Here is an 18,779-nt window from a genome sequence, read left to right on the forward strand (position 1 = left end):
GGCCATTCGGTGGGCACGCCCGCTTTAAGCTGTATTCTCTGAGATATACGATGGCTTGTTTCGCTAATTTTTGGACCCCTTCCAACGAAGTCATAGCGAAAATTCCATATACATGTTTCACACACGGATATATGTTATATGCCTGATGGCGCGCTGTTTTGTGCCATGCAGCAAATACAGTTTCCCGAACTGACAATAATATACGCCAACTAAATTCAACTCAGATAATCTCGCGGCTCTCGGAACAACGCACATAACTTGCATTCCCCTCTGACGGTATGCGGATATGGGCTCACGCTTCTTTGAGGCCGCCGCCAGCTAACTTGTACAGCCATTGGGATTGCGCGTTCATGCAGCCGTCACGGCGGGAATTTCTGAAATGGGGCACGGTCAGCGGAATCCTGCTCAGCATGACGCCGCTCACGGGCGCCCAGACCACCGATTTTCCGGCCACTGATTTCAACGAGCTGGAAACCCTTCCCGGCCGTGGTGTCCGCTCACGTGGCGCAGCGCGGGGCCGCGTCGACGGGCGGGCGAAGGTGACCGGGGCCAAGCTCTATGTCTCCGATTTCCGCGCCGCCGACATGCCGGGCTGGCCGCCCGAGACCTCACATGCGCTGCTGGTGCGGGCGCCCGATGCGACGCATGTCTACCAGGGGCTGGACCTTGCCGCGCTGGAGCCGGGCGCGCAGCCGAGCGTGATCGTCACCGCCGAGACAATCGCCAAGGCCGGCCTGCGCGTGCCGCCCTTTTATGCCGGCGACCTGTTCTGCCCGGCGGGGCAGACGCCGCTCTATCTCGGCCAGCCGGTGGCGCTGCTGCTGTTCGAGCGCTTCGATGCCTATGACCGCGCGCGCGCCGCCTTCCGCAATGGCGACCTCGTGCGTTTCGGCGCCGAGACCGGTCCGCTAGAAGGGCCCAATTATGCCGCGCTGCGTTTCACCCGCATCGCCGGGCTGACACCGGGCGCGCCCGATATCTACTCGCCGCTGCAGGAAGGCTGGATCAGCCCCGGCTTCCAGGAAAGCAGCGGCCGCCCGGTGTGGAAGCCGCTGCCCGTGGCGGAGGGCGGCACCTATGCCCGGGGCGCCACCTATGGCGAGGAGATCCGCGCGGCGCTGGCGGCGCCCGGCCCCGATCTCGTCGTGCTCGATCGCGCGTTCGAAACCCAGTCGATCGATCCGATGTTCCTGGAGCCCGAATGCGGCCTTGCCTGGTTCGAACCGGGCGCAAAAACGCTGGATATCGTGATGGGCGTACAGTCGCCCTTCGAGGCGGCGGAGGCGGTGGCGTTTCTGCTGGGGGAGGCGAGGGCCGATATCCGGCCCGCGCGCATCGAGGCCCGCTTCGCCTATATTGGCGGCGGCTTCGGCGGGCGCGACCACACGCCGTTTCCGCTCTATTCCGCGCTCGCCGCGCTGTTCCTGCCCGGCAGGCCGGTGCGGCTCGCCCATGACCGGTTCCAGCAGTTCCAGGGCGGCGTCAAGCGCCACGCCTTCGAGATGCGCTCGCAGATCGCCTTTGATCGAGCCAGCGGGCGGATGGTCGCCTTTGCCGGCGATCATGTGCTCGACGGCGGCGGCCTCGCCAATTATTCGCCAAGCGTCGCCGTGGTCGGCGCCACCGCCGCCATCGGCATCTACGACATCCCCAGGGTCGACGTCACCACGCTCGCCACGCACACGCGCGGCGTCACCGCAGGCTCGATGCGCGGCTATGGCACGCTGCAGACCCTGACGGCGCTGGAGACGCTGGTAGACGAAGCCGCCACCGAGCTGAAGATCGACCCGATCGAACTGCGCCGGCGCAACCTGCTGAAAACCGGCGGGCGCACCATGACGGGCAATCCATGGACCGTCTCGGTACGCACGCCGGAGATTCTCGACAAGCTGGCCGCGCATCCCATCTGGCGCGAGCGGGCGGCGCGCAAGGCGGCGGGGCAGGGGGTGCTGGTCGGCACCGGCGTCGCCTGCTGCACCAAGGATTACGGCACCGGCGCCGATTGCTCGCTGGGCCGGATCGAACTCGCCCCGGATGGCGCCATCTCCATCCATGCCGACGCGGTGGAGATGGGCAATGGCATCGGCACCTCCATCGCCCGGCGCGTCGCGGCCATCCTCGGCCGCACCTCCGACGCGGTGAGCGTCGCGCGGATCGACATGTTCGATGAGCTTGGCCTTGTCACGACGGGCGATCCCTATTCGATGACGCAGGCCGAGCAGGACGCGGCGGCGAAGAATCCGCGCTGGGTGCCGGAGATCAGCTCGGCGACCAGCGCCTCGATCGGCGCGCATGTCGGCACGCAGGCGGCGGCGCAGGCGGCGCGCATCGTGTTCCGCTTCGGCCTCTGGCCGGCGGCACTCGCGCTGTGGGGCATTGCGCCCGGCGATCCGCGTGAATTCCTGTTCGAGGAGGCGTTCTGGCAGGACAGCGAGCTGATCCTCTCCGGCCTACCGCCGCTCGCGCAGGCGGACGTCGCGGCCAAGGCGCATGAGCAGGGCGGTGTGACCGGGGCGATGGCGCATGCCTTCTCGCGCTGGGCGTGGGCGCAGGCGGCCTTCCCGCTCGGCGGCATGGACTGGGCGGCCGATATCGACGCGCTCGCCATCCGCCGCGGGGCCGGCGGCTTCACGGTGCTGGACCGCAGCTTCGTCTTCTTCCCGCCGACCGATTATAATCGCATCGGCACCTCCTTCACCTCCTCCTGCGGCACGGCCGTGCGGGTGGAGATCACGCCCTCGACCGGCGCCATCCGCATCGCCAATGCGTACAGCGTGTTCGAGTGCGGCGAGGTGCTGGTGCCCGAGCTGGTCGAGGGGCAGGCGCAGGGCGGCTTCGCCATGGGCGTGGGCTATGCCCTGCTCGAGACCCTGCCACCTTTCGAGGACGGGCCCGGCAATGGCCGGTGGAACCTCGGCGACTATGTCGTCGCGCGCGCCTCCGACCTGCCGCTGCATCAGCTTCAGATCGAGGTCCTGCCACCGGTCTCGCCGAAGGAGCCGCCCAAGGGCATGGCCGAGGTGGTGATGATCCCCGTCGTGCCGGCCTTGCTGAACGCCATATTCGACGCCACCGGCCACCGCTTCCGTTCGCTGCCGGTAACGCCCGCCATGCTGAAGGAAGTCCTGCCGTGAGTGCCATCTCCCTCACCATAAACGGCCGCGCGCACGGCCCGATCGAGGTGCGCGACGACCTCTCGATGAACGACTTCCTGCGTGAGGTGCTGGGCATGACCGGCACCAAGTTCGGCTGCGGCGCCGCTCAGTGCCTCAGCTGCGTGGTGATCGTCGACGACCCGGACGGCACCAGCGCCACCAACCCGACCTGCGTGGTGCCGGCAGTCAATTTCGACGGCAAGAGCATCCGCACCATCGAGGGCCACGCCAGGGACGGCGAGCTGACCGCGTTGCAGGAGGCCTTCATCGCGCATTTCGCCTTCCAGTGCGGCTATTGCACCGCCGGCTTCCTCAACGAGGCGCAGGTGCTGCTGGAGCGGCTGGCGGCGGCGCCGGTGGCGCGTGGCGATCTGGAACAGACCATTCTCGAGGCGCTCGACGGGCATCTGTGCCGCTGCACAGGCTATGTGCGTTATCATCAGGCGGTCCGCGACGTGGTTCTGGCCGATCCCGCCCGCTATCTCGAAGCGGGGAGCGCGCCATGACGCGAGCGTTCGCCCTTCTGGCCGTGCCGCTGCTGGTCGCCGCCGTTAGCCTGACGACGGGTCTGCTCGCCAGCCGCGCGGTCGAGGGCGCGTCCCCCACCACGCTCGCCCCGCCCGAGAGCTTCGCCGGCATCACGAATACCCGCGAGCGCTCGCTCGCGCTGTTCGGGGAGATCGGCAAGGTGCTCACCAGCCCGCGCTGCATGAACTGCCATTCCGCCAATGACCGCCCGCGCCAGGGCGACAGCGGGCGTCTGCACCAGCCGCCGGTATTTCGCGGCGTGGACGGCATGGGGCTGCCGGCAATGCGCTGTTCGGTCTGCCACCAGAAAGGCAATTTCGACGCGGCCCGCATGCCCGGCCACGACCCGTGGGCGATGGCGCCGCGCGAGATGGTGTGGGAGGGCCGGACGCTCGGGCAGATCTGCGTGCAGATGAGCGACCCCGCCCGCAATGGCGGCAAGTCGCTGGCTGACCTCGTCGTCCATATCGGCGACGATACGCTGGTGGGCTGGGGCTGGGCGCCCGGCATCGGCCGCACGCCCGCGCCGGGAACCCAGAAAGAGGCGAAGGCGCTGGTGCAGGCCTGGGTCGATACCGGCGCGGCCTGCCCGTAGCCGGAAGCCGCCGCATAGCAAGGACCGGTGGCCGGCGCGGGAGCGGCCACCGCAAGCGCGGGCGACATCAGGATCGCTCGCTTCATCGGTGGGGGATTTGAGATGATTTACGCCAAGACACGCCATGTGGCGGGGCTATCGGCGCTGCTGTGCGGCCTCGCCTTCGGATCCGCCATGGCGCAGACCCCGCCGGACATCCCCGCCTATATGGACGTGATCGTCGGCGCCACGGTTCCCGATGCCGCGCAGGTGGCCAAGCAGAACGTGCTCGCGCTCAATACCGGCATGTTCGACCTCTATGCCGATGCCAGCCGGCTGGTGCAGTCCAGCATTCTCGCCCAGCATCCGGTGATCCTCGGCCTTTTCTCGGGCACGGGCGGGCGCTTCATCCTCTACCGGCCCGGCCAGCCGCCGCTCGACGCGCCGCCGGTGCCGGAGGTCTACCAGCTTCTCAAGTCGGTCGGGCATAGCGTGATGGCGCTCGGCGTCGTGGTCGGCCCGCATATCGGCAAGACGAACGACAGGTCATGGCAGCCGCAGGTGCTGGCCTATCGCGCACGGCTGCAGGCGGCACTCGACAGCGTGAACGCTACCAGCATGCCCGAGGAATGGCGGGCCAATAACCGCGAGCTGATCGCGGCGAACATCGCCTTCATCGACAAGGTGACCGTGGCCGAGGTGGTGAGCTTCGCCGACGTGCAGGCCTTCGCCGAGAGCCAGAAAGATCGGCTGAAGCTCAACATCCGGTGGGCGGCGGACACGCAGGTGACGCACTGGATGGGCGTGCTCGCCGACTGGAAGCAGCAGCTCGGCCCGGACTGGGCCAAGGTCTACGCCGCCAGCAACACGATCTATGTCGCACGGCAGAACAACGTGCTCTACAGCGTACTCGCCCAGTTCTTCGCGCCCGAAGACATCAATTCCCGCCTCATCCTGATCGAGACGGTGTCCTTCACCACCACGCCGCAGGACATGCTGGATTCGCTCACCCGCATCATCGCCGACCGCACCGTGGGCGAGACCTTCTTCGGCAGCCGCTATCTCATGGATTACGAACTGATGGGCGGCGATGCGCGCGACAGCATCCTCGCGCAGACCAAGGCGCGCGGCATGGCCACCCATCTGCCGCCCAAGGTGCCGTTCGGCTCGCATCAATGGCCGGCCCTCGTCACGCCCGGCCCCGGCCCGGCCTCGCTGGCCGATCTGCCGTGAGTCCGACATCAGGGCAGGCCTGAAGGCATAGCTCAGCTTGAGGCCCGGCGCCGACCCGGCGAACCGGCCTCGCGGGGGATCGGGCTCGCGGCGGCCGCGAGCCGGCCCGCCGGTCGAGTTCGATATCGGCGTCACACACACCGCTTCCGCGCGGGTGCAGATCGTCCGCTCACGATGGCGTAGACGCACGCGCCCACGTGCGAGACGAAATGGCAGACTTCCCAGTCATCGCGCTGACATCCGCGCGCACTACCGAGGGGCAGCTAATCCATTCGGGAGATACCGGGATGCGCCGACTGCTTGCGGCCCTCGCAACCACCACCTGCCTGATAGCCGCCGCGGATGCCGCGACCGTCTATCCGCTCGACCGCGCCACGATCCTCGCCGGCTCGCCCTTCGACTTCAAGGTCGAGTTCGACGCCGTCGTGAAGCCCGCTGATGTGAGCGTGACGATCAATGGCGAGCCGGCCGAGAAGGTGCTCGGCAAGGCGCCCGAGTTCATCGAGAAGGAGAAGGGCGTCGAAGCCACGGCGGTTCTCCTGCGCGCCGTGAACATCGCGGCCCCCGGCACCTACAAGGTCGAGGCCAAGGCCGGCAACGAGACCAAGGCGGTGACCTGGAACGTCTACGGCACCCCGGCCACCGCGAAGGCGAAGAACGTCATCTTCTTCCTCGGCGACGGCCTCTCGGTCGCGCACCGCACCGGCGCCCGCCTGATGTCGAAGGGCATGCACGAAGGCAAGGCCGATGGCCGCCTGAACCTCGACGACATCCCGCCGGTTGCCTTCATCGGCACGTCGGCCACCAACGCCATCGCCACCGACAGCGCCAACACGATGTCGGCCTATATGACCGGCCACAAGACGGCGGTGAACGCCATCGGCGTCTATGCCGACCGCACCAAGGACGTGCTCGACGACCCGCGCGTCGAGAACATGGCCGAGGCGCTGCGCCGCACCGGCAAGAAGTCGATCGGCCTCGTCGTCACTTCCGAGGTCGAGGACGCGACCCCGGCCGCCGTGATCGGCCACACCCGCGCCCGCGCCGAGAAGGCCGTTCTGGTCGAGCAGCTGTTCGAGGTGAAGCCGGACATCATCCTCGGCGGCGGCTCGGCCTATTTCCTGCCCAAGGCCACGCCGGGCTCCAAGCGCAAGGACGAGAAGGACTACATCGCCCTGTTCCGCGACCAGGGCTACACGCTTGCCACCACCAAGGAAGAGCTGGCCAGCGCGGCCGGCAGCAATTCCGGCAAGATCCTCGGCCTGTTCCACACCGGCAACCTCGATACCGTGCTGGACCGCCAGTTCCTCAAGAAGGGCACGGTCGCCAAGTTCCCCAACCAGCCGGGCCTCGTCGAGATGACCAAGGTCGCGCTCGACCAGCTCTCGAAGAACCCGGAAGGCTTCTTCCTGATGGTGGAAGGCTCCTCCATCGACAAGATGTCCCACCCGATGGACTGGGACCGCGCGCTGTATGAAACCATCGAGTTCGATCAGGCGATCGGTCTCGCCCGCGAATTCGTGAAGACGCATCCCGATACGCTGATCGTCGTCACCGGCGATCACACGCACGGCGTCTCCATCGTCGGCACGGTCGATGACGACAAGCCGGGCCCCGAGATGCGCGAGAAGGTCGGCGTCTATGCCGATGCCGGCTTCCCCAATTATGAGGACAAGAACGGCGACGGCTATCCCGACAAGGTCGACGTGTCGCGCCGCCTCGCCATCTTCTCCAGCAACTTCCCCGACTATTACGAGACCTTCCGTCCCAAGATGGATGGTCCGTTCGAGCCGGCGGTGCAGAACGAGAAGAAGGAATACGTCGCGAACGAAGCCTACAAGGATGTGCCCGGCGCCGTGCTGCGCATCGGCAACATTCCCCGTTCGTCCGATACCGCCGTCCATGCGGTGGACGACGTGGTGCTGCAGGCGGTGGGTCCCGGCGCGGATGGCTTCCGCGGCTACATGGAGCAGAGCGACGTGTATCGCGCCATCGCCGAAGCCCTCGCGCTGGCGCCTGCCAAGAACTGATCCGGGGCGGCTGTCTCTCCAATGACCGCTCTGCGGCCCGAGCCAACTCGGGCCGCAGAGACTTTTCGGGAATGTGCCGATGCCGGATCCCCTGCTGACGCGCCGCCGTCTGCTCTTCACGCTTGCCGCGGGCGCTTCCGGGTTCGGCGCGCACCGGGCGCAGGCCGCCACCTCGCTCGACTTCGACGAGCTCTACGGCAAGATCAGCGTGCTCGGCCTCACCTTTTCCGACAAGGTCAAGGCGCTGGCCGGCCAGACCGTGACCATGCGCGGCTACATGGCCCCGCCGCTGAAAGCCGAAGCCGACTTCTTCGTGCTGACGGAAATCCCCATGTCGATCTGCCCGTTCTGCTCCTCCGATTCCGACTGGCCGGACAACATCGTCGTGGTGCGTCTGACGCGGGTCCAGACCTTCGAACAGGCCAACGCCCTCATCGAGGTGGCGGGAACGCTGGAAGTCGGCTCCTGGACCGACCCCGCCACGGGCTTCGTCAGCCTGCTGCGCATCGTGGACGCCCGTTTCCATGCCGCCTGACACGACACGCTCTGGCACGACACGTTTCCTGCGCCTGCGCGCGGTCGAGCAGCGCTTTCCCGGCCTCGACACGCCCGCCCTCGCGATTCCCTCGCTCGACATCGCCGCTGGCGAGCAGGTGGCGGTGATGGGGCCCTCGGGCTCCGGCAAGACGACGCTGATCAACCTGCTCACCGGGCTCGAACGGGTGGGGCAGGGGAGCCTCATCTGGGGCGACACGGATCTCGCCACCCTGTCCGAGGGCGCGCGGGACCGCTGGCGCGCGGCCAATGTCGGGCTCGTCATGCAGGATTTCCATCTGTTTCCCGGCCTCTCCGCGCTGGAGAACGTTCTGCTGCCGCAGCGTCTTGCGCGCCTCGCGCTGCCGGCGGGCGCGCGGGCGGAAGCCGGGCGGCTGCTCGCCCGCGTGGGCATCGAGCGGCCGGGGCAGGCGATCGAGACCATGTCGCGCGGACAGATGCAGCGCGTCGCCGTTGCCCGCGCGCTGGCGGTGCGCCCCGCCATCATCGTCGCCGATGAGCCGACCGCCAGCCTGGATGCCGATTCCGGCGCGGCCGTCGCCCAGCTGCTGCTGGAACTCGCCGGTGAATCGGGTGCGACCCTGCTGGTGGCGACCCACGACGCGAGCCTGGTGGCGCGCCTGCCCCGCGTGCTCCGGCTCGAATCCGGCCGGCTGAAGGACTAAGCCGATGTTGCGCTTCATCGCTGCCGACCTCAGACGCCAATGGGCCGGCGCGCTGGCCATCCTGCTCCTCGTGGCGCTGGCAACCGCGCTCGGCGTCGTGGTGACGCTGCAGGAGCGGGCACTGCGGCTCGGCAGCGCGCGGGCGGCCGACGCGTTCGACCTCGTGGTCGGCGCCCCCGGCAGCGAGACGCAGCTGGTGCTTTCCTCCGTGTTCCTCCAGGCGGCGGCCTTGCCGCTTCTGCCCGGCACGGTGCTCGCGGGCCTCATCGCCGACCCGCGCGTCGCCTGGGCGGCACCGGTCGGCTTCGGCGACTTCATCGAGGGCTACCCGATCGTCGGCACCACGCCGGCGCTGGTGGAGGGCATAGGCGGGCTGGCGCAGGGGCGCGGCTTCGCGCGGCTGGGGGAGGCCGTGATCGGCGCCAATGTCGGCATGCGCCTCGGCGACCATTTCCATCCCCAGCACGGGCGCGTCGGTGAGCCGGGTGGCACCCATACCGAGATCACCTATCATGTGGTCGGCCGCCTTCCGCCCACCGGCACGCCATGGGATCGCGCCGTGCTGGTGCCGATCGAGACGGTCTGGCTCGCCCATCATCACGACGAGGCGGATGCGGCGGGCGCTGCCGGGACAAATCCGTTCCTGCGCACCGGGCACTCGGATGCCACGCACGAAGGGGAGGCGCCGCAAGCGGACCCGCCTGAGGGCGATGTTCACAACGACGAGCCGCTCAAACATGAGGTGCATTCCGGCGAAACGCATGCCGGCGACACACATGTGGGCCCAACACATGCCGGCGAAACGCTTGAAGGTGAGGCCGGTCACCCCGATGCGCTCGACGCGCCCATCCGCGCCGAGAGCCTCAGCGATCCGCACGCACCCGGCGTTCCCGCCATCGTGGTCAAGCCGCGCAGCATCGCGGATGCCTACAAGCTGCGTCAGGCCTACCGCACGGATCATACCTGGGCCGTGTTTCCCGGCGAGGTGCTGACCCGCCTCTACAGCACGCTGGGCGACGTGCGCCTGGTCCTGTCGCTGGTGGCCAGCGGCGCACAGGCGCTGGTCGGCGCGGCGATTTTGCTGGTGGTCACGATCCACGTGGTGCAACGCCGGCGCCAGATCGGCGCGCTGCGCGCGCTCGGCGCCCCGCGGCTCGCCATCTTCGCCATCGTCTGGGGAGAGGTGGCGCTCATCGCGACGGGCGGACTCGCCGCCGGCTTCGCGCTTGGCTATGGGGGAGCGCTCGCGCTTTCCTCCGCCTTCAGCGCGGCGAGCGGCGTTTCGCTGCCGGTCGCCTTCGTGCCCGGTGATCTTGCCCGCCTCGCCGGCCTCGTGCTGGCGGCGGCGATCGTGGCAAGCCTGCCAGCCGTGCTGGCCTATCGGCAATCGCCTGCCGCGGCCCTGCGCGGCTGAAAAAGGGGCGCGCCCGAACACCAGGCGGCCGGGCCCAGCCATAACCCTTCCTTTACCATAATGTAATGTGCGCCCCATTTTCGCCCCACTCCCCCCGCCTCCTGTGAGACAGGACGTACGGTCGTGGGCTAGTATTTCGCGATCCAGGGTGACGTGCGCCCGTCCGCTACAGCGCCGAAACAGGCGTGACAGGTGGGCAGGCGCTCAGGAAACGGTCGGGGTGCATGGGGACGAAACCTGCTCTTGTTCGAGCCAATGGTGTGCCGGCGCGTCAGCCCTTCACGGGGCTCAGCCGTATCGCCTTCGTCTTCGGCATCGGCCTGGTGGTCGCCAACTGCACCGGCGGCGAGAAGCTCTCCAGCAGCAGCAATATCGATCCGCGCCTCGGCGTGGCCGCGAGCCCGCGAGTGATCGCGGCAGGCCAGCCCATTCCCAAGGGCGGCGGCGTCTACATGGTCGGCAAGCCCTATGTGGTCGCCGGCAAGACCTACGTTCCGCAGGAACCCAAGAACTACAAGGCCGAGGGCCTCGCATCCTGGTATGGCGACAATTTCCACGGCCGCCTGACCGCGAACGGCGAAGTCTATGACATGCACTCGATCGCTGCCGCGCATCCCACGCTGCCGCTGCCGTCCTATGTGCGCGTCACCAATCTTGAGAACGGCCGGGCGATGACCGTGCGCGTCAACGACCGTGGGCCGTATCACAAGAACCGCCTGATCGACGTCTCGGGCCGCGCGGCCGACATGCTCGGCATCAAGGGGCCGGGCACCGCGAAGGTGCGGGTCGAATATATGGGCCGGGCGCCGATCGAGGGCTCGGACGACATCCAGCTCGCCTCGTCGCTGCGCCTGAACGGCGCGCCCGCGCCCAACATCATGCTCGCCTCAGCGGCACCCGTGCCCGTGCGCAGCAGCGCGCCGGCGCCCAGCGCTCCGGCGCTCGCCGACGTTCCGCTGCCGCCGAGCCGCCCCTACGATCTCGGCGAGACACAGGTGGCCGCAGCCTCGCTTGAGCCGGCAGAGATGGCGCCGCTGCAGATGGCCCCGGCTCGCGTCGCGGCCGCCCCTGTGCGTCAGGCCGCGCCGGTCGCCATGGCGGCACCCGCCAGGACGGCGCCGAAGCCCAATATGCAGGTTGCCAGCGCGCAGCCGGTGGCGCAGCGTCCGGTGCAGGCACAGATGCAGACGCCTGCACGGCGCGTCGCCTCGGCGGACCAGGCCCCGACCGGCTGGGTTGTCGGCGCGCAGCCGGTTCTCGGCTACGCTGCGGAAGGCGTCGCGACGCCGGTCGATACGGGTCGCGGCCTCTACTGATCTTCGCCGATCAGCGCATTGCCACGGCCTGAGGCGACGGGTACCTCTCCTCCCGGGCAAGAGGGGTCGATGATGATGGCACGTGCGATACGGCTTCGCCGGCATGCGATCCAGGCTTGCGCGCTGGCGTTCGTCTGGCTTGCCTGTGGACTTGTGGCCCGCCCTGCGGCAGCTCAGCAGGCGCCGACCATCGCCGCGCCGCAGGCCATTCTGGTGGATTTCGACAGCGGCACGGTGCTGTTCGAGCGCGCCGCCGACACGCCGAACTTTCCCGCCAGCGTCGCCAAGATGATGACCATGGCCGTGGTGTTCCGCGAGATCGCGGAGGGGCGGCTTACGCCTGATTCCGAGTTCAAGGTGAGCGAATATGCCTGGCGGCGCGGTGGCGCTCCGTCCGGCGGCGCCACCATGTTCGCCTCGCTCAACAGCACCATCAAGGTCGGCGATCTGCTGCGCGGCGCTATCATCCCCTCCGGCAATGACGCGACCATCGTGCTGGCAGAGGGCATTGCCGGCAACGAACTCGCCTTCACGGTGAAGATGAACGAGGAGGCCAAGCGCCTCGGGCTCACCAACTCGCACTTCACCAATTCCAATGGGCTTTCCGACCCGGACCAGAAGACCACCGCGCGGGACCTGTCGCGCCTCGCCGCGCAGATCATCCGCGGCTATCCCGACCTCTACAAGATCTACAGCGAGCCGGATTTCCTCTGGAACAAGATCCGGCAGAACAACCGCAATCCGCTGCTGGGCATGAGCCTGGGCGCGGACGGCTTCATGACCGGCTATCTCAAGGAATCGGGCTTCAATCTGGTCGGCTCGGCCGTTCAGAACGACCAGCGCCTGATCGTCGTGATCCTGGGCGCCAAGTCCGAGAAGGAGAGGGCGGAGGACGCGCGCAAGCTGCTGGAATGGGGCTTCCGCTCCTTCGAATCGCGGCTGCTGTTCGATGCCGGAGAGACCGTGGGCGAGGCCGTGCTCTATGGTGGCGAGCAGGGCAATGTTCCGCTCACCGCCGCCGGGCCGATCCGCCTTCTGGAGCCGCGCAACGGCACCGAGCGCGTCGCCGCGCGAATCCGCTATGAAGGCCCCGTCCACGCGCCGGTCGAGAAGGGCGCGAAGCTGGCGCGGTTGGAAATCATGCGCGGCGAGCAGGTCGTGCTGGAGATCCCGTTGGTGGCCGCGCAGTCCGTGCCCGAAGGACCGCTCTGGCGCCGGGCCGTCGATGGTGCCTATGAGCTGGTCGTCGGGCTGCTGCGCGAGGGTTATGCGAAGCTGGCGGCCAAATTGCCCGTCAAGCTCGGCTGACCGGCAGCCATGCCGTCGCGGCCCTCCTCCCCCCCCCGGCGCGTTGCCGGAAAGCCCACGCCCGCATCCAAGGCCGGCGGGCAGGCGACGAGCAAGGCGACGGGCGCCGTCGCCGGCGGCGCGCCAGCGGCGCGGGCACACGGGCGCTTCATCACCTTCGAGGGCGGGGAGGGGGCGGGCAAGTCGACCCAGCTGCGCCGCCTCGCCGAAAAGCTGGCGGAGCGCGGGGTCGATGTCGTGACCACCCGCGAGCCCGGCGGCTCGCCGGGCGCCGAGATCATCCGCCATGTCCTGCTCTCGGGCGCCGCCAAGCCGTTCGGCGCTTTCGCGGAGGCGGCGCTGTTCGCCGCCGCGCGGGCCGATCATCTCGCCGTCACCATCCGGCCAGCGCTGGAGCGCGGCGCCTGGGTCATCTGCGACCGCTTCGCCGATTCCACCCGTGCCTATCAGGGCGCGGCCGGCCATATCGAGCCCGCTTTGCTCGATGCGCTGGAGGCGGCGACGGTGGGCGACACCCGCCCCGACCTGACCCTCCTCTTGGACATTCCCGCCGAGGAGGGGCTCGCCCGTGCGGCGGCCCGTTCGGGAGTGGGGGCCGACCGTTTCGAGAGCGAAGGCCTGACCTTCCACCGGCAGCTGCGCGACGCCTTCCTTGCCATCGCCGCGCGCGAGCCCGGGCGCTGCGTGGTGATCGATGGCCGCAAGGAGCCGGATATCGTCACGAAAGCCATCTGGCAGGCCGTGTCGAAGCGCCTGTCCCTTCCCCGCGCCCGTCGACGGAGTGTACGCGCATGAGCGAGACGGCCCTGGAAGGCGATCGCCTGGACGGCGCGCCCGCCCCGCGCGAGACGCAGGCATTGGTCGGCCATCACGAGGCGGTCGCGATGGTGCGCGAGGCGTGGGATGCCGGCCGCCTGCCGCACGCATTGCTGCTGGGCGGCCCGGAGGGAATCGGCAAGGCGACCCTCGCCTATCAGGTCGCGCGCTTCGTGCTGGCGGGCGGGGCCGCGCCGGCCGGAAGCCTCGATGTCGACCCCGCTCATCCGGTGGCGCGGCAGGTAAGGGTGCTGTCGCACCCGGACATGCTGGTGCTGCGCCGCACGCCGTCGGAAAGCGGCAAGCTGCCCACCGCCATTCCCGCCGAAACGGTGCGCAAGGTGCGCAGCTTCTTCGGCTCCACCGCCGCGCTCGGCGGCTGGCGGGTGTGCATCGTCGACACGCTGGACGAGATGAACACGCAGGGCGCCAATGCGCTGCTGAAGACGCTGGAGGAGCCGCCGAGCCGCGCGCTTTTCCTGCTGGTGAGCCACGCGCCGGGCCGGCTGCTGCCCACCATCCGCTCACGCTGCCGCGCGGTGCCGCTGCGGGCGCTGTCGACCGGCGAGGTCGTGACCGCGCTGGAGCATCTGACGACCGCCATGCCCACGCTCGACCGCGCGCGCTTCGAGGAGGCGGCGGAAGCCTCCGAGGGCAGCGTGCGCGAGGCGCTCACCCTGATGGCGGGCGAGGGGCTCGCCATCCGCAAGGCGACGGCGGCACTGCTGGGCGCGCTTCCCGATGTCGATCCCAAGGCGCTGCACGTGCTGGGCGAGAAGCTGCAGGGCGACCGGGGAGGGGCCTTCGAGAACTTTGTTTCCACTGTCGAATGCTGGATTTCCGACCACGCCACCGGACGCCAGCACATGGCGGCGCTGCGCCTTGCACGGCTGCCTGAGGTATGGGAGAAGGTGCGGCGCGCCGCGGTCGACGCCGATGTGTACAATCTCGACCGCAAGACTTTCGTCTTTCGGATCTTCGCGACGCTCGACGAGGCCGTGCGCCACTGACCGCGCCGCGAACCGGCATCGTCGCAGGAAAGACCCCGCGTGAAACCCGCCTTCTACATCACCACCGCCATCGATTATCCCAACGGCGCGCCTCATATCGGCCATGCCTATGAGAAGATCGCGTCCGACGCCCTCGCCCGCTTCAAGAAGCTCGACGGCTTCGACGTGTTCTTCCTGACCGGCACCGACGAGCACGGCCTGAAGATGGCGCAGACCGCGGAAAAGCAGGGGCTCACGCCGCTGGAATGGGCGACGAGGAATGCGTCTCGCTTCCAGGAGATGGATGCCCTTCTCGGCGTCGATTACGACCGTTTCATCCGCACCACGGACGAGGATCACCTCGCCTCCTCGCAGGCGATCTGGCAGCGCATGGTCGAGGCGGGCGACATCTATCTCAGCGCCTATTCCGGCTGGTATTCGGTGCGCGACGAGGCCTATTTCGCCGAGGACGAGACCGTGGTCGGCGAGGATGGCGTGCGCCGCAGCCCGCAGGGCGCCCCGGTGGAGTGGACCGAGGAGAAGAGCTATTTCTTCCGCCTCTCCGCCTATCAGGACAAGCTGCTCGCCTATTACGAGGCGCATCCGGACTTCATCCGTCCCGACAGCCGGCGCAACGAGGTGCTGAGCTTCGTGAAGGGCGGGCTGCAGGACCTCTCCATCAGCCGCACCACCTTCTCCTGGGGCATTCCCGTGCCGGGCGACGCCGAGCATGTGATGTATGTGTGGGTCGACGCGCTCACCAACTACATTACCGGCGTCGGCTATCCCGATACGGACAGCGCCAGCTTCAAGCGCTACTGGCCGGCCGATCTGCACATTATCGGCAAGGATATCATCCGCTTCCACGCCGTGTACTGGCCGGCCTTCCTGATGTCTGCCGGCGTGGAGCCGCCCAAGACCATCTTCGCCCATGGTTTCATCCATAACCGCGGGGAGAAGATGTCGAAGTCGGTCGGCAACGTGATCGACCCGTTCGACCTCGCCAGGGCCTATGGCGTGGATGCGCTGCGCTATTTCCTGCTGCGCGAGATCCCCTTCGGCCAGGATGGCTCCTATAGCCACGAGGCCATCGTCGCGCGCACCAATGCGGATCTGGCCAACGATCTCGGCAACCTTGCCCAGCGCTCGCTGTCGATGATCGCCAAGAACCTCAGTGGCACGCTGCCGGAGCCCGGCCCGCTGGCGCCCGATGACGCCGACATCCTCGCCAGCGCCGATGCGCTGGGCGGGAAGGTGAGGGCGGCGATGGAGCAGCAGCAACTCCATCAGGCGCTGGGTGAGCTCTGGTCCGTGGTAGCCGACGCCAACCGCTATTTTGCCGGCGCCGCGCCCTGGGAACTGCGCAAGACCGATCCCGAGCGCTTCGGCACCGTGCTGTGGACCACGGCCGAGGTGATCCGCCAGGTTGCCATTCTCGCCCAGCCCTTCGTGCCCACCGGCGCCGCCAAGCTGCTCGACCTGCTGGCCGTGCCGGGCGAGGCGCGCAGCCTCATCAGCCTCGGGGAGGGCGGGCGGCTCACAGGCGGCACGGCCCTGCCCCCGCCCGCGCCGGTATTCCCGCGTTATGTCGAACCCGAGGCGGCGAACCCGGTATGATTGTCGACAGCCATTGCCATCTCGACTTCCCGGACTTTGCCGCGGAACTCGACGACGTGGTCGCCCGCGCCCGTGCGGCCGGCGTCGGCCGGCTGGTGACCATCGGCACGCGCGTGCGCCGCTCGGCGCAGGTGCGGGCCATCGCCGAGCGTTTCGAGGATGTGTTCTGCTCGGTCGGCACCCATCCGCACAATGCCGGCGAGGAAGCCGACGTCACGCTCGACGAATTGCTGGCGGAAGCCGACCATCCCAAGGTGGTCGCCATTGGCGAGGCGGGGCTGGACTATCACTACGACACCGCCCCGCGCGAGGCGCAGATCGCCGGGTTCCGCCTGCATATCGAGGCGGCGCGGCGCACGGGGCTGCCGCTGGTCATTCACGCGCGCGATGCGGATGACGATGTCGCGGCGATCCTGGAGCAGGAGATGGGCGAGGGCGCCTTCTCCTTCGTGCTGCATTGCTTCACGGCCGGCGAGGCCCTCGCCCGCCGGGCGGTGGCGCTCGGCGGCTATGTCTCCTTCTCCGGCATCCTCACCTTCAAGTCCGGCGCGCCGCTCCGGGCGATCGCCGCCGGCCTGCCGGCCGACCGCCTGCTGGTGGAGACCGACGCGCCCTATCTCGCGCCCAATTCCCGGCGCGGAAAGCGCAACGAGCCTTCCTATGTGGTCGAAACGGCCCGTATATTGGGCGAGGCGCGCGGCCTGTCTCCGGACGAGATCGCCGCGTTGACGACAGAGAACTTCTTCCGCCTGTTCGCACGGGCCAACTGAACAGGGCGGCATCGGCGCATGTCTTTGACCTTCACCATTCTCGGCTGCGGCTCTTCGGGTGGGGTGCCGCGAGTCGGGCAGGGATGGGGGGTGTGCGACCCCAATGAGCCGCGCAACCGCCGCCGGCGCTGCTCCATGCTGGTGGAACGCTTCGGCGCTGCCGGTGAACCGCCAACGCGTGTGCTGATCGACACCTCGCCGGATCTGCGCGAGCAACTGCTCGATGCGCAGGTGGACCGGCTGGACGGCGTGCTGTTCACCCATGAACATGCCGACCATACCCATGGCATCGACGACCTGCGCCCGCTCACCATCCGGCATCGCCGCCGCATCGACGTGCATGTGGATGCCGAGACCTCGGCCATGCTGCACCAGCGCTTCGGCTACTGCTTCGAGACGCCGCCCGGCAGCGACTATCCGCCGATCCTCACCGAGCACCGTTTCCACCATGGCGACACGATCCGCGTGGACGGTCCCGGCGGGCCGATCGAGGCGACGGCATTCCGCCAGTTCCACGGCAACATCATCTCCTATGGCTTCCGCATCGGTGGGCTGGCCTATTCGAGCGACCTGCACGACCTGCCCGAGGAAAGCCTGCCTTACCTCGAAGGGCTCGACCTCTGGATCATCGACGCGCTGCGCCCGACGCCGCACCCGACGCATTTCTCGCTGGGCGAGGCGCTGGACTGGATCGCCCGCATGAAGCCGCGGCGGGCCGTGCTGACCAACATGCACACCGATCTCGACTATGGCGCCCTGGCACGCGAGCTGCCCGAAGGCATCGTGCCGGCCTATGACGGCCTGACAATCGAGATGGACTGAAAGCGCGGGGAATTCCAAAGGCTTCTGCCGAGATCCTCGCGCCCTCACCCCGTGCCGACCCCGCTTTTGTTTTCCATAATATGTCTTCTGCGACTCATCCCTGACTTGCTGGATCACCGGACATGACCCCGTCCCGCGACATTTCCCGTCTTCTCGAGATCATGGCGGCGCTGCGCACTCCGGGCACGGGCTGTCCGTGGGACCTGGAGCAGGACTTCGCTTCCGTCGCGCCCTACACGATCGAGGAAGCCTATGAGGTGGCCGATGCCATCGCCCGCGGCGACCTTGATGACCTCTGCGACGAATTGGGCGACCTTCTGCTTCAGGTCGTCTTCCACGCTCAAATGGCCGAGGAGCGCGGCGCCTTCGCCTTTGGCGACGTGGTGATGGCGGTGACCTCCAAGATGATCCGCCGCCATCCGCACGTGTTCGGCGATGTGGGCGGCCGCGATGTCGCGGCGGTGAATGCCGCCTGGGACGCGATCAAGGCCGGCGAGAAGGAGGACAAGGCCGAGCGTCGGCGCCAGCGCGGGCTGCCGCCAGAGCCGGAGGCGGGCCGGGTGCTGGACGGCGTGGCCACGGGGGCGCCTGCCCTCACCCGCGCGGTCAAGCTGCAAACCAAGGCCGCCAAGGTCGGCTTCGACTGGCCGGACACGCGGATGGTGATCGACAAGATCCGCGAGGAAATCACGGAAGTGGAAGCGGAAATCGCCGCCGGGGACCGCGTGGCGGCCGCCGGCGAGGTGGGCGATCTGCTCTTCGCCATGGCCAATCTGGCGCGCCATCTCGGCGTCGACCCGGAAGCGGCGCTGCGTGGCACCAACGAGAAATTCGTGCGCCGTTTCGGCTATATCGAGGACCGTCTGGCGGAAGAGGGCCGGGCGCCCGGCGCGGCCAGCCTCGACGAGATGGAAGCGCTGTGGCAGGCGGCCAAGACCCTGCCCGCGCCACCCCCTGCCCCGGAAAAATAGCGGCGCGAACTGGAGA

The 18,779-nt window shown here is 68.3% G+C and carries 16 protein-coding genes; all 16 read left to right on the forward strand.

Annotated features, from left to right (window positions below; translation table 11 throughout):
• Nucleotides 1–350: 350 nt before the first annotated feature.
• The 16 genes from FHS55_RS09475 to mazG all read left to right on the forward strand — a co-directional run bounded on the left by FHS55_RS09475 (nucleotide 351) and on the right by mazG (nucleotide 18,763).
• A complete protein-coding gene (locus tag FHS55_RS09475; protein ID WP_183189476.1) occupies nucleotides 351–3,134 on the forward strand; it encodes a xanthine dehydrogenase family protein molybdopterin-binding subunit in 2,784 nt (927 codons plus the stop codon).
• Nucleotides 3,131–3,661 (forward strand): 2Fe-2S iron-sulfur cluster-binding protein, encoded by a 531-nt coding sequence (locus FHS55_RS09480; protein WP_183189477.1) that lies wholly within the window; start codon nucleotides 3,131–3,133, stop codon nucleotides 3,659–3,661. The genes FHS55_RS09475 and FHS55_RS09480 overlap by 4 nt, the downstream gene beginning before the upstream one ends.
• Nucleotides 3,658–4,278 (forward strand): Isoquinoline 1-oxidoreductase subunit, encoded by a 621-nt coding sequence (locus FHS55_RS09485; RefSeq protein ID WP_183189478.1) that lies wholly within the window; start codon nucleotides 3,658–3,660, stop codon nucleotides 4,276–4,278. The genes FHS55_RS09480 and FHS55_RS09485 overlap by 4 nt, the downstream gene beginning before the upstream one ends.
• A gap of 102 nt (nucleotides 4,279–4,380) precedes the next feature.
• On the forward strand, nucleotides 4,381–5,490 hold the full coding sequence (locus FHS55_RS09490; protein WP_183189479.1) for a hypothetical protein: 1,110 nt from the start codon (nucleotides 4,381–4,383) through the stop codon (nucleotides 5,488–5,490).
• A gap of 287 nt (nucleotides 5,491–5,777) precedes the next feature.
• Complete coding sequence (locus tag FHS55_RS09495) at nucleotides 5,778–7,520, forward strand: alkaline phosphatase (protein WP_183189480.1); 1,743 nt, start codon at nucleotides 5,778–5,780, stop codon at nucleotides 7,518–7,520.
• 79 nt (nucleotides 7,521–7,599) lie between these two features.
• Nucleotides 7,600–8,055 carry a hypothetical protein gene (locus FHS55_RS09500; RefSeq protein WP_183189481.1) on the forward strand — a complete coding sequence of 152 codons (456 nt, stop codon included), beginning with the start codon at nucleotides 7,600–7,602 and terminating at the stop codon, nucleotides 8,053–8,055.
• The gene (locus tag FHS55_RS09505; RefSeq protein WP_183189482.1) at nucleotides 8,045–8,740 is read left to right on the forward strand and encodes an ABC transporter ATP-binding protein; all 696 of its coding nucleotides are present in this window, start codon (nucleotides 8,045–8,047) and stop codon (nucleotides 8,738–8,740) included. Before FHS55_RS09500 ends, FHS55_RS09505 begins: the two co-directional genes overlap by 11 nt.
• A 4-nt stretch (nucleotides 8,741–8,744) precedes the next feature.
• The gene (locus tag FHS55_RS09510; protein WP_183189483.1) at nucleotides 8,745–10,154 is read left to right on the forward strand and encodes an FtsX-like permease family protein; all 1,410 of its coding nucleotides are present in this window, start codon (nucleotides 8,745–8,747) and stop codon (nucleotides 10,152–10,154) included.
• A 224-nt stretch (nucleotides 10,155–10,378) separates the two neighbouring features.
• On the forward strand, nucleotides 10,379–11,470 hold the full coding sequence (locus FHS55_RS09515) for a septal ring lytic transglycosylase RlpA family protein (RefSeq protein WP_183189484.1): 1,092 nt from the start codon (nucleotides 10,379–10,381) through the stop codon (nucleotides 11,468–11,470).
• A 69-nt stretch (nucleotides 11,471–11,539) separates the two neighbouring features.
• Entirely contained in the window at nucleotides 11,540–12,778 is a 1,239-nt protein-coding gene (locus FHS55_RS09520) for a D-alanyl-D-alanine carboxypeptidase family protein (protein WP_183189485.1), read from the forward strand.
• Between the two features lie 9 nt (nucleotides 12,779–12,787).
• A complete protein-coding gene (gene tmk, locus FHS55_RS09525; protein WP_183189486.1) occupies nucleotides 12,788–13,573 on the forward strand; it encodes a dTMP kinase in 786 nt (261 codons plus the stop codon).
• Nucleotides 13,570–14,604: a DNA polymerase III subunit delta' gene (locus FHS55_RS09530; RefSeq protein WP_183189487.1), complete on the forward strand. Its 1,035-nt coding sequence runs from the start codon at nucleotides 13,570–13,572 to the stop codon at nucleotides 14,602–14,604. The genes tmk and FHS55_RS09530 overlap by 4 nt, the downstream gene beginning before the upstream one ends.
• A gap of 39 nt (nucleotides 14,605–14,643) precedes the next feature.
• Nucleotides 14,644–16,200 (forward strand): methionine--tRNA ligase, encoded by a 1,557-nt coding sequence (gene metG / locus FHS55_RS09535; protein ID WP_183189488.1) that lies wholly within the window; start codon nucleotides 14,644–14,646, stop codon nucleotides 16,198–16,200.
• Nucleotides 16,197–16,970, forward strand: a complete 774-nt coding sequence (locus FHS55_RS09540) for a TatD family hydrolase (protein WP_183189489.1) — start codon at nucleotides 16,197–16,199, stop codon at nucleotides 16,968–16,970. Before metG ends, FHS55_RS09540 begins: the two co-directional genes overlap by 4 nt.
• Nucleotides 16,971–16,988: 18 nt before the next feature.
• Nucleotides 16,989–17,792, forward strand: coding sequence for an MBL fold metallo-hydrolase (locus FHS55_RS09545; RefSeq protein ID WP_183189490.1), 804 nt, complete (start codon nucleotides 16,989–16,991; stop codon nucleotides 17,790–17,792).
• A gap of 122 nt (nucleotides 17,793–17,914) precedes the next feature.
• Nucleotides 17,915–18,763, forward strand: coding sequence for a nucleoside triphosphate pyrophosphohydrolase (mazG, locus tag FHS55_RS09550; RefSeq protein WP_183189491.1), 849 nt, complete (start codon nucleotides 17,915–17,917; stop codon nucleotides 18,761–18,763).
• The last annotated feature ends 16 nt before the right edge of the window (nucleotides 18,764–18,779 follow it).

It is taken from the genome of Ancylobacter tetraedralis (genome assembly GCF_014195655.1).
Classification (GTDB): domain Bacteria; phylum Pseudomonadota; class Alphaproteobacteria; order Rhizobiales; family Xanthobacteraceae; genus Ancylobacter; species Ancylobacter tetraedralis.

Coding starts and splice junctions, on each gene's coding strand:
- FHS55_RS09515 (WP_183189484.1), top strand. CDS start 10,379: ATGGGGACGAAACCTGCTCTTGTTCGAGCCAATGGTGTGCCGGCGCGT.
- FHS55_RS09545 (WP_183189490.1), top strand. CDS start 16,989: ATGTCTTTGACCTTCACCATTCTCGGCTGCGGCTCTTCGGGTGGGGTG.
- FHS55_RS09530 (WP_183189487.1), top strand. CDS start 13,570: ATGAGCGAGACGGCCCTGGAAGGCGATCGCCTGGACGGCGCGCCCGCC.
- tmk (WP_183189486.1), top strand. CDS start 12,788: ATGCCGTCGCGGCCCTCCTCCCCCCCCCGGCGCGTTGCCGGAAAGCCC.
- mazG (WP_183189491.1), top strand. CDS start 17,915: ATGACCCCGTCCCGCGACATTTCCCGTCTTCTCGAGATCATGGCGGCG.
- FHS55_RS09510 (WP_183189483.1), top strand. CDS start 8,745: ATGTTGCGCTTCATCGCTGCCGACCTCAGACGCCAATGGGCCGGCGCG.
- FHS55_RS09490 (WP_183189479.1), top strand. CDS start 4,381: ATGATTTACGCCAAGACACGCCATGTGGCGGGGCTATCGGCGCTGCTG.
- FHS55_RS09520 (WP_183189485.1), top strand. CDS start 11,540: ATGATGATGGCACGTGCGATACGGCTTCGCCGGCATGCGATCCAGGCT.
- FHS55_RS09485 (WP_183189478.1), top strand. CDS start 3,658: ATGACGCGAGCGTTCGCCCTTCTGGCCGTGCCGCTGCTGGTCGCCGCC.
- FHS55_RS09475 (WP_183189476.1), top strand. CDS start 351: ATGCAGCCGTCACGGCGGGAATTTCTGAAATGGGGCACGGTCAGCGGA.
- FHS55_RS09540 (WP_183189489.1), top strand. CDS start 16,197: ATGATTGTCGACAGCCATTGCCATCTCGACTTCCCGGACTTTGCCGCG.
- FHS55_RS09505 (WP_183189482.1), top strand. CDS start 8,045: ATGCCGCCTGACACGACACGCTCTGGCACGACACGTTTCCTGCGCCTG.
- FHS55_RS09500 (WP_183189481.1), top strand. CDS start 7,600: ATGCCGGATCCCCTGCTGACGCGCCGCCGTCTGCTCTTCACGCTTGCC.
- FHS55_RS09495 (WP_183189480.1), top strand. CDS start 5,778: ATGCGCCGACTGCTTGCGGCCCTCGCAACCACCACCTGCCTGATAGCC.